The 9,691-nt window shown below is 72.6% G+C and carries 8 protein-coding genes; 4 read left to right on the forward strand and 4 right to left on the reverse strand.

Features of this window, described 5'->3' with window-relative positions:
* Positions 1-56: 56 nt before the first annotated feature.
* The 3 genes from BLR04_RS10650 (at position 57) to BLR04_RS42285 (ending at position 4,033) form a co-directional block, all read left to right on the forward strand.
* Positions 57-1,493, forward strand: a complete 1,437-nt coding sequence (locus tag BLR04_RS10650) for an MFS transporter (RefSeq protein WP_281191373.1) — start codon at positions 57-59, stop codon at positions 1,491-1,493.
* Entirely contained in the window at positions 1,484-2,272 is a 789-nt protein-coding gene (locus BLR04_RS10655; RefSeq protein WP_090762207.1) for an SDR family NAD(P)-dependent oxidoreductase, read from the forward strand. Before BLR04_RS10650 ends, BLR04_RS10655 begins: the two co-directional genes overlap by 10 nt.
* Before the next feature lie 132 nt (positions 2,273-2,404).
* Positions 2,405-4,033, forward strand: a complete 1,629-nt coding sequence (locus tag BLR04_RS42285) for a P1 family peptidase (protein WP_090762209.1) — start codon at positions 2,405-2,407, stop codon at positions 4,031-4,033.
* Between the two features lie 107 nt (positions 4,034-4,140).
* Here BLR04_RS42285 and BLR04_RS10665 read toward each other — a convergent pair whose 3' ends face one another.
* A complete protein-coding gene (locus tag BLR04_RS10665; protein WP_090762210.1) occupies positions 4,141-4,599 on the reverse strand; it encodes a hypothetical protein in 459 nt (152 codons plus the stop codon).
* A 471-nt stretch (positions 4,600-5,070) separates the two neighbouring features.
* Here BLR04_RS10665 and BLR04_RS10670 point away from each other — a divergent pair, with 471 nt between their 5' ends.
* Positions 5,071-6,381 (forward strand): lipase/acyltransferase domain-containing protein, encoded by a 1,311-nt coding sequence (locus BLR04_RS10670; protein ID WP_090762212.1) that lies wholly within the window; start codon positions 5,071-5,073, stop codon positions 6,379-6,381.
* Between the two features lie 9 nt (positions 6,382-6,390).
* Here BLR04_RS10670 and BLR04_RS10675 read toward each other — a convergent pair whose 3' ends face one another.
* The 3 genes from BLR04_RS10675 to BLR04_RS10685 form a co-directional block, all read right to left on the reverse strand.
* Complete coding sequence (locus BLR04_RS10675) at positions 6,391-6,765, reverse strand: SdpI family protein (protein WP_090762214.1); 375 nt, start codon at positions 6,763-6,765, stop codon at positions 6,391-6,393.
* A 31-nt stretch (positions 6,766-6,796) separates the two neighbouring features.
* Positions 6,797-7,465, reverse strand: coding sequence for a response regulator (locus BLR04_RS10680; RefSeq protein WP_090762216.1), 669 nt, complete (start codon positions 7,463-7,465; stop codon positions 6,797-6,799).
* A partial coding sequence (locus BLR04_RS10685; protein ID WP_090762218.1) for a DUF4118 domain-containing protein occupies positions 7,462-9,691 on the reverse strand: 2,230 nt, incomplete at its 5' end. The genes BLR04_RS10680 and BLR04_RS10685, both read right to left, overlap by 4 nt.

Below are 9,691 nucleotides of genomic sequence, written 5' to 3' on the forward strand. Positions count from 1 at the left end.
GAACCGCTCACCCCCATGCCCCGAGGCTTCTCGTCCCTGTTCTCGGGCTCGGGGCCATGATCGTGTCGATGATGCAGACACTCGTCGTGCCGATCCTCGGCCTCGTCCAGCGTGATCTGCACACCACGGCGTCGGGCGCGGGCTGGCTCACCACGGCCACGCTGCTGTCCGCCGCCGTCTGCACGCCGCTGCTCGGCCGCCACGGTGACCGGCACGGCGCGAAGCCGACCCTCGTGGGCGTCCTCGCGGTCACTCTCGCGGGGTCCGTGCTCGCCGCCGTGACGGACTCGCTGCCCTGGCTGATCGCCGCGCGGGCGTTGCAGGGCGCGTCCACCGCCGTCTTCCCGCTCGCGCAGTCGGTGCTGCGCGCCGAACTGCCACGCGAACGGCTCCCCGCCGCGATGGGGGCACTCAGCGGGACGCTGGCCCTCGGCAACGGGCTCGCGCTCGCGGGAGCGGCACTGCTCACGCGCGGCACCGCGGCCGACCACCACGACGTGTTCTGGCTCTCGGCCGGGGTGTCGGCACTCACCCTGGCCGCGGTCGCCGTCGTCGTACCACGAGCGCGGCCGGGGACAGGCGGACATACGGCCTCCGGCGCGACACACGCGCTGCCGGGGGCGTACGGGCACGCGGTCTCCGTCGCGTCCTCGGTGCGGCCGGGGGCTGGTGGGCGTACCGACTGGGGTGGGGCGGGTGCGCTTGCGGCGATGCTCGTTCTGCTTCTGCTGCCGCTGTCACAGGGGGCCCGGTGGGGGTGGGCGTCGGTGCCGACGCTGGGGTGTCTCGCCGCCGCGGCGGCGGCGTCCGTCGTATGGGTGCGCGTCGAGCGGCGCTCGCGCGACCCGCTCGTGGACATGCGGATGTTCGTCCGGCGGCCCGTCCTGTTCGCCAACCTGGCGGGGGTGCTGCTCGGCTTCGCGATGTTCGCGCAGTTCCTCAGCGTCTCGGCGCTGGCCCGGCTGCCCGCGCCGCCGCACGGGTACGGTTTCGGCGCCACGGTGCTGGAGACGTCCCTCGTGTTCCTCATGCCGTCGGCGGTGGCCTCGCTGGGGGCGGCGCAGGTGGCCGGGGCGCTGGTGCGCAGGCTGGGGCCGCGCAGGACGCTCGCCGCAGGCGCGGCCTGCGGAGCCGCCGGGTTCGCCGCGCTGGCCCTCGCGCACGGCTCTGTGGCGGAGGTCGTCGCGGCGAGCGCGCTCGTCGGCGTCGCCGTGAGCTTCGGCTTCGCCACCCTCCCCGCCCTGCTGCTCGGGGCGGTGCCCCCCGGCCTGACCGGCGTCGCGAACGGCGTCAACTCGGTCGCACGTTCGGTGGGCAGCTCGCTCGCGAGCGCCCTGACGGCGACGCTGCTCGCCGCCCCCGTCCCCGCCGAAGGCCGCCTCACCGCCTGCTTCGCGCTCGGCGGCGCGGCCCTCGCCCTCGTCGCACTCGTGGCCACGGCCGCGATGTCCGATCCCATGAATCACCAGAAAGGCGCACCATCATGGCATTGATCCTCATCACCGGAGCCTCGGACGGGCTCGGCCGGGCGCTGGCCGAGGACCTCGCCGCCGGCGGGCGGCACCGGCTCCTCCTGCACGGCCGCGACGAGGGACGTCTCGCCGAGGTCGCGCGGGCCACCGGCGGCGAGCCGATCCGGGCCGACCTGTCCTCCCTGGAGGAGGTCCGCCGGCTCGCCGCGCACGTCGCCGCGTCGCACGACCACCTCGACGTGCTCGTCAACAACGCCGGGATCGGCTTCCACGTCGAGGGGACCACGCGGCGGACGTCCGCCGACGGCCACGAGCTGCGCCTCGCGGTCAACTACCTCGCCCCCGTGCTGCTGACCCGGGAGCTGCTGCCGCTGCTGCGCCGGGGCGCGCCGTCCCGGGTCGTGAACGTCGCCTCCATCGGGCAGCAGCCGATCGACTTCGGCGACCCGCAGCTGGAGCGCGACTACACCGACGTGGCCGCGTACTGCCGGTCCAAGCTGGCTCTCGTCTCCCACACCTTCGACCTGGCCGAGGAGCTGGACGGCAGCGGGGTCACGGTGAACAGCGTGCATCCGGCGACGTACATGCCGACGGCCATGTCGGCGCGGTCCGGCATGGAGGTCGTCGAGAGCCTGGAGCAGGGGGTCGCGGCGACCCGGCGGCTGGTGGACTCCCCCGAGCTGGACGGCGTCACCGGGCGCTACTTCGAGGGCGGGAAGGAGGCGCGGGCGTCCGAGGAGGCGTACGACGCGGACCACCGCCGCCGGCTCGCCGACCTGACGCGGCGGCTGCTGCCCTGACCTCGCGCGACATTTCGGGATCTTTACCTCAACTGGTCGGACCAGTAGCCTCAGTGCACTCAGCCGACTGATGTTCCCGTTCGTGAGCCAGGGGCGTGCGCCGTCCCCGGCACCCCACCGGAATGAGGATCCATGAAGTCACGCCTCGTCCCCCTCCTCGCCGGCGCCCTCGCGTTAGCCGCGCTCGGCGCGCCCACCCCCGCACTCGCCGCCGACACGCCGGGACTGCCGGGCCGCGACAACGCGATCACCGACGTGCCCGGCGTCCAGGTCGGCCAGGTGCAGTCGACCCGGGCTCCGTACCTGACCGGCACCACCGTGGTCCACACCCCGCGGATGTCCGTGACCGGCGTCGACCAGCGCGGCGGCGCACCGGCCACGAAGGAGACCGACCTGCTCGACCCGCTCAACTCCAACCCGGGGGTCAACGCGGTGATGCTCGGCGGCAGCAGCATGTACGGGCTGTCCGCCGCCGACGGTGTGATCCGCTGGCTGGAGGAGCGCGGGGAGGGCGTCCCCGTCGGTTCCGGGGTCGCGCCGATCGTCCCCGCCGCCGACATCTACGACCTCGGCAGGGGCGGCGACTTCAAGGCCCGTACGTCGCCCGCGTGGGGCTACCTGGCCGCGGAGGCGGCCCAGGAGGGCCCGGTCCGGCAGGGCGTCGTGGGCGGCGGGACGGGCGCCCGCGCGGGCGGGCTGAAGGGCGGCGTCGGCACCGCCAGCGTCGTGCTGGACGACGGCGTCGTGGTCGGGGCCATCGTGGTGGTGAACGCGGCGGGCTCGCCGGTCGACCCGCGCGACTGCTCGCTGTTCGCCGCCCGCTACGAGCTGGCCGGCGAGTTCCGCGGGCTGAGGACGCCGAAGGCCAAGGAGTGCCGTCCGCCCGCCCAGGCGGACGCGCTGCCGATGAACACCACGATCGCGGTGGTCGCCACGAACGCGCCCCTGGAGAAGGCCGCCGCGGCGCGGATGGCGGGCAACTCGCAGGACGGTCTCGCCCGTGCGATCAACCCGATCCACACCCTCGGGGACGGCGACACGATCTTCGGCGTCTCGACCGGCACCGGGACGCCGCTGCGGGTCAACAACCCGGCCGACTCACGGCGGCTCAACGAGATCTTCAACGCCGCCGCCGAGACCCTGACCCGCGCCGTCGGCCACGCCATGCTGAACGCCCACACGGTCGGCTCCGCGACCAGCTACTGCGACCGCTACCCCTCGTCCTGCGCCAAGCTGACCGCCCTGCCACCCACCAAGCAGGGCAAGGCCCCCGAGGTAACGCAGTCCACCCTCGCCGCGGCCGAACAGAAACTGAACAGCGCCCCGCCCATCCCCACCACGGACAAGCCCGACAACCACCCGACCACAGGCTCCGGCACCGGCGACCCCGACCCGACTGCGGGCACAGGCGACAAGGGATCCACCGGCACGACTGCGGGCACGGGCGACACAGGACCCGGCAACGACCCGGCTGCCGGTGTCGGCACCGGTTCAGAAGCAGCGGGCCTTGCGGGCGCGAGCTCGCCTGACCATTCGAGCTTCTCTGCCGCCAGTGACGGCGCGACGGCCATAGCGGCGGGCCGTCTGCCCGAATCCACCACAGCCGAGGTGGCCGACGCCTCCGAGGGCGAGATGGCCGTTCCAGCGGCCTCAGAAACGACCTACACCGGCTTCGGCAGCGCCTTCCTCCTCACCGCCCTGCTCGCCACCGCCGGGCTGGCCGCCGCCCTCGCCCTACGCCGCCGCCGCCCCACCGCATAACCCCCCTCCACCCGGAAGTCCCCGCTGTCGAGACGCTGACGTACGGTGATCAGCCGCGCGGCCGGGGACGCGAACGCCCGCACGCGCCCCCGCCGACGCGGGGGCGCTCAGTGCGCGGCGAGGCGGGCGAAGGTGGCGTTTCTGAGCACTGCGCGGGCGCCGAGGACGTGGCCGGCGCACATCAACGTCACCGTCCCTGCCTCGTCGGTCACCTTCCACGCCACCGGCTCGGCGCACGGCCCGTTGAGCCGGTCGTGTTTCCACGCCTTGCGGCACACCCGGCACATGGCGGCCCCCGCCTCGGACGACAGCGTCCTGCCGTGCTCGGGGCAGACGCCCCACGGGAGGCCGCATTCCCGTACGGTCAGGAACCGGTCGAGGTCACCCGCCGCCTGCCGCAGGTCGTCGCCGCCCCGGTCGAGCAACCCGGCGGCCGACCGCGCGCCGGCCAGCCGCGCGTACTCGGGCGCCTCGGCGGGGACGCCGTCACAGAGCCTGCGGATCTCGGCGGCCAGCGCCTCAGCGCGACCGGCAAGGAGGCGCAACTGCGCCGGGGTGACGTTCATACTGGCACTCGTCTCGCAAGGGCCGCCCGCGCGGCGACAGATTCGGGATGCCACATCGGCCAGTCCGACGCCCGCGATCCTAACCGGCCTCAGCCCACCCCGCGCACCCCACACCGCGCCCCAGAATCCGCCCGGCATCAGCACACCTACGCGCCCACAGTCCGTGACGGGCCCGAGCGGCATCAGGGCGACCCGCGCGTCCCGCAGCGCTGTCGCGCACCACGCCGTGGCCCGACAGCCAGAGGACGTAGACGCGCCCCGGCCACCGGGGGCATGCGGCCAGGGCGCGACGCTTTGGTGCTCCAGTAGGCCCCCACTGGAGCGCTGCCAGACTAGAGCGTTTCATCCGATTTGTATAGGTTTTTGACGGTAACCAGCAAACCTCCCAGCCATGCATAAAGCCGCCCTACCTGCGGATATACCGACATAGCGGAGGATTCACCCCACATCACCCCGGGTAGCACCGTGCCCATGAGCCGCATACGTCTCACGCTCGCGGCGCTGCTGCCGCTGCCGCTGGTGGTGGTGCTGTCCCCGATGCAGCACTCCGCGGCGTACGGCGTCGCGCCGCACCAGGCCGGCCCGCCGCCCGAGACGCCCGACCCGCCGCCGCGGCGCAAGACGCCGGTCGTGCTCTTCCCCGCGTACCACCTCACCAAGTTGCGCGTGACCGTCAAGAACCAGACGGCGGCGCCCGGATGCCCACGGTCGGGCACGTTCGGCTTCTGGTACCGCAACGACCGGCCGAGCACCATCTTCAGCCAGGAGTGCCAGGACAGCCTGCTGACGTTGCGCTACCGTCCCGACCGATCGGCGCCCATGCGGGCGCGCTTCTCCGAGCAGAACGGCGTCGACGTGCGGATCCTGTCCTTCGGCCGCACCGAGAGCGCGCCGTTCTACGATCCGATGTACCGCCGGCTGGAGGCCGACGGATACGTACGGAACAAGAACATCGTGGTCGCGGGCTACGACTCCCGCCTCACGCCCGACATGGGCGACTTCCTGCGCCGCACCCGCGACCTCATCGAGTACACCTACCGCGTGAACGGCGACCGCCCGGTGCACCTCGTCGGCCACTCCAACGGCCCGCTGTACGCGCAGTACCTGCTCACCCACACGAGCAAGGACTGGCGGAAGAAGTACATCCACGGCTTCACCCCGATCGCGGGCAACTTCCCCGGCCAAGGGCTGCTCTACCAGGTGCTGTTCACCGGGCTGAACGTCCAGGACTTCAGCACCCCCACCACGAGGCAGCAGGCCGCGACGAGCGCGCGCAGGTACCGGAGCACCCCCTCGACGTACATGAGCGCGGCCGACCCGGCCGTCTTCGGCGACCGCGAGATCGTCGTCCGCGACACCTCCTCGGGCCGCTCCTACACGCCGCGCGACTACCGCCGCCTGCTCGCCGACGCGAACCTCCCGCTCGCGCGACACCTCGCCGAGCATTACGTCGGCTTCGTCAGGTTCGCCCGCCCACGCGCGTTCCCCAGGGTCGACGTGTACGCCGAGAAGGGCTCCGGCCTGCCGACGGTGGTCGGCGCGCGACTGCGCGACCTCAGCGCCGGCCAGGTGGCAGACCCGGCCGGGCTCGTCCGGCGCGACGGGGACGGCAACCAGGAGGACATCACCAACAACGCCGTCCGGGTGTGGCGGGCGATGCGGTGCCACCGGTTCAGCCTCACCGACAACCGCGGCGTCGGCCACTTCGCGCTGCCGGGCAACCGAGGGGTGCTCGACCGCCTGGTCAGGCACCTCTCCCGGCCGCGCAGCAAGTGCCGCTGACCGTACCGATCAGCCCCGGATCCGCTCGTTGACCTGAGCCGCCACCCGGTTGGCGCGCCGGCAGACGAACAGCAGACCACCGATCAGCAGCGCCGTCTGGGGCAGGCAGATCGGCAGGACCGCGGCCTCCGGCAGGTCGAGAACCAGGTCGCCGGCGACGGAGAGGCCGGCGGCCACCGCCAGGACGGCCGCCAGGATCCGCATGGGGCGCCTCATCCAGGCGTGCGCCGCGTCCCACGCCTCGCGCGAGGCGAGCGTCTCGCGTGTGCGCAGGCCGGAGAGCCGGTTGCGGGTGTCCACGGCTCCCGACTCATCATGAAAAGAGATCAACAGGACGGCGATCACCGGCAGCGACAGTAACGACACGACGGAAACGGGCCCCATAGGGGGATCGTAACATCGCCGGCTGCGGCGGTCAGGGCTTGAAGCGGTAGCCCATGCCGGGTTCGGTGATCAGGTGGACGGGGTGGGCCGGGTCGCGTTCGAGCTTGCGGCGAAGCTGGGCCATGTACTGGCGCAGGTAGTGCGTCTCCTTGACGAACTTGGCGCCCCACACCTCGGTGAGGATCTGGCGCTGGCTGATCAGCTTGCCCGGGTGGCGCAGCATCAGTTCGAGGATGTGCCACTCGGTGGGCGTCAGCCGCACGTCGCCGGTGATCGTCTTGTTGGCCAGGTCGACCACATGGTCGCCGACCTGGATGTTCGCCAGCTCCGTCTCCTGGATGGAGGCCCGCCGGGTCACCGCCCGCACCCTCGCCAGCAACTCGTCGATGCCGAACGGCTTGGTCACGTAGTCGTCGGCGCCCGCGTCCAGGGCCTCGATCTTGTCCTGGTTCCCGGCCCGTCCTGACAGCACGATGATCGGGACGCTGGTCCAGCCGCGCAGGCCGTGGATGACGTCCACGCCGTCCAGGTCGGGCAGGCCGAGGTCGAGGATGACCAGGTCGGGCGTGTGGTCGACGGCGGCGCGGAGTGCGGCGGCGCCGTCGGCCGCCACGGTCACGTCGTAGTGGCGGGCGACGAGGTTGATGCGCAGGGCCCGCAGGATCTGCGGTTCGTCGTCGACGACGAGGATGCGGGTCACGCCGGCACCCCTCGCACCGCGATGGGCATCGTCAGGATCATGGTGAGGCCTCCCCCTGGTGTTTCGTCCGGTACGAGCGTGCCGCCCATCGCCTCGGTGAGCCCGCGTGACAGGGCGAGGCCGAGACCCACGCCGGAGTGGTTGTCGCGGTCGCCGAGCCGCTGGAACGGCTGGAAGACACGGTCGTGCGCCCCGGGCGGGATGCCGGGGCCGCGGTCCATGACGCGGATCTCCACCTGCTCGCCGTGCCGGCTCGCGCTGACCAGCACGTTCCGGCCCGGCGGACTGTACCGGACGGCGTTCGACATGAGGTTGACCAGGACCCGTTCCAGCAGGGCCGGGTCGGCGGCGATCTCGGGCAGTTCGACGGAGATGTCACCCTCGATCTGGTCGCGCAGCGGTCCGAGGTCGTCCACGGCGCGGGGCACGATCTCCTCCAGCGCGATCGGCTGTGTCGTCACGCCGAGTACGCCGGCCTGCAGGCGGCTCATGTCGAGCAGGTTCGCCACGAGCCGGTCCAGTTTGGCCAGCGACTCGGCCGCGGTGTCCAGCAGCTCGGCGCGGTCGTGGTCGCTCCAGGCGACGCCGGTGTTGGCGAGGCTCTCGATCGCGGCCTTCGCGGACGCGAGCGGGCTGCGCAGGTCGTGGCTGACGGCGGCGAGCAGCGCCGTACGCATCTTGTCGGCCTCGGCCAGCGGTTCGGCGCGCGCCGCCTCCTGTTGCAGGCGTTCCTGGCGCAGCGCGACGGCGGTCTCGGCGGCGAACGCCTCCAGCACCGTACGGTCGGCGGCGTCCAGCAGCCTTCCGGTCGCGGCGAGCACGAGCGTGTCGTCGATCCGCACGTCGGTGTCGGACAGCCCCGGGCACGTGGACGGCGCGCCCCCGCAGGTCGCCACGATCCGCCAGGCGTCGGGGTCGGACTGGTGGTCAGGGGTACGGGCGGCCTCGGGACGGCGTTCCAGCAGGGTGACCGAGGTGAGCCCGAACGTCACGCGCGTCCGTTCCAGCAGCGACGGCACGGCGGCCTCGCCGCGCAGCACGTGCCCGGCCAGCGTGGACAGCAGTGCGGCGTCCGCGCTCGCCCTGGCCGCCTCGCGGGTACGGCGGGCGGCGAGGTCGACGATGGCGCTGACGGCGGCCGCGACGAGGACGAACACGACCAGCGCGAACAGGTTCTCGGGGTCGTTGATGGTGAACCGGCCGATCGGCCGGGTGAAGAACCAGTTGAGCATCAGCGACCCGCCGACGGCCGTGGTGATGGCCGGCCAGGTGCCGCCGATCAGCGCGACGCCGACGGTCAGGCAGAGGAAGAGCAGGATCTCGCTGGGCAGCGACAGCACCTCGCGAAAGGGCGCGAGCGTGGCGGTCAGCAACGGCATCCCGGCGACCGCGAGCACCCACCCGGTGATCCGGCGTTTCCTGGTGAGCGCCGCGCGGGAGCGCGGCCGGCGGCCCGCACGTGCCTCGTCGTGCGTCACCATGTGCACGTCGATCGACCCGGACCGCGCGATCGTCTCCACCCCGACCCCACGCGAGAGAACCTGCGCGAAACGCCGCCGCCGCGACGCCCCCAGCACCAACTGGGTGGCGTTCACGCCACGGGCGAAGTCGAGCAGCGCGCGCGGGATGTCCTCCCCCACGACCTGGTGATACGTGCCCCCCAGACTCTCGACCAGCAGCCGCTGACGCGACAACCCCGCCGGATCGCCCCCCGCCGGCCCATCGGCGCTGGTGACATGAACGGCCAGCAGATCCGCCCCCTTCGTCCGCGCCGCGATCCGAGCCGCCCGGCGCACCAGCGTCTCCCCCTCCGGACCACCCGTCAGCGCCACCACCACCCGCTCGCGCGTCTCCCACGTCCGCGCGATCCCGTGCTCGGCCCGATACCGGTCGAGCTGGTCGTCCACCTTGCCCGCCACCCACAACAACGCCAGCTCACGCAACGCGATCAGATTCCCGGCACGGAAATAGTTCGCCAGCGCCGCGTCCACCTTCTCCGGCGGATACACATTCCCGTGCGCCAACCGCCGGCGCAGCGCCTCGGCCGACATGTCCACCAGCTCGATCTGATCCGCCCGCCGCACCACCTCATCCGGCACCGTCTCCCGCTGCACCACCCCGGTGATCTCCCGCACCACGTCGTTGACCGACTCCAGATGCTGGATGTTGACCGTCGAGACGACATCGATCCCCGCCGCCAGGATGTCGTCGACGTCCTGCCACCGC

This window comes from Nonomuraea maritima (genome assembly GCF_900100395.1).
In the GTDB taxonomy this organism is placed as follows: Bacteria; Actinomycetota; Actinomycetes; order Streptosporangiales; family Streptosporangiaceae; genus Nonomuraea; species Nonomuraea maritima.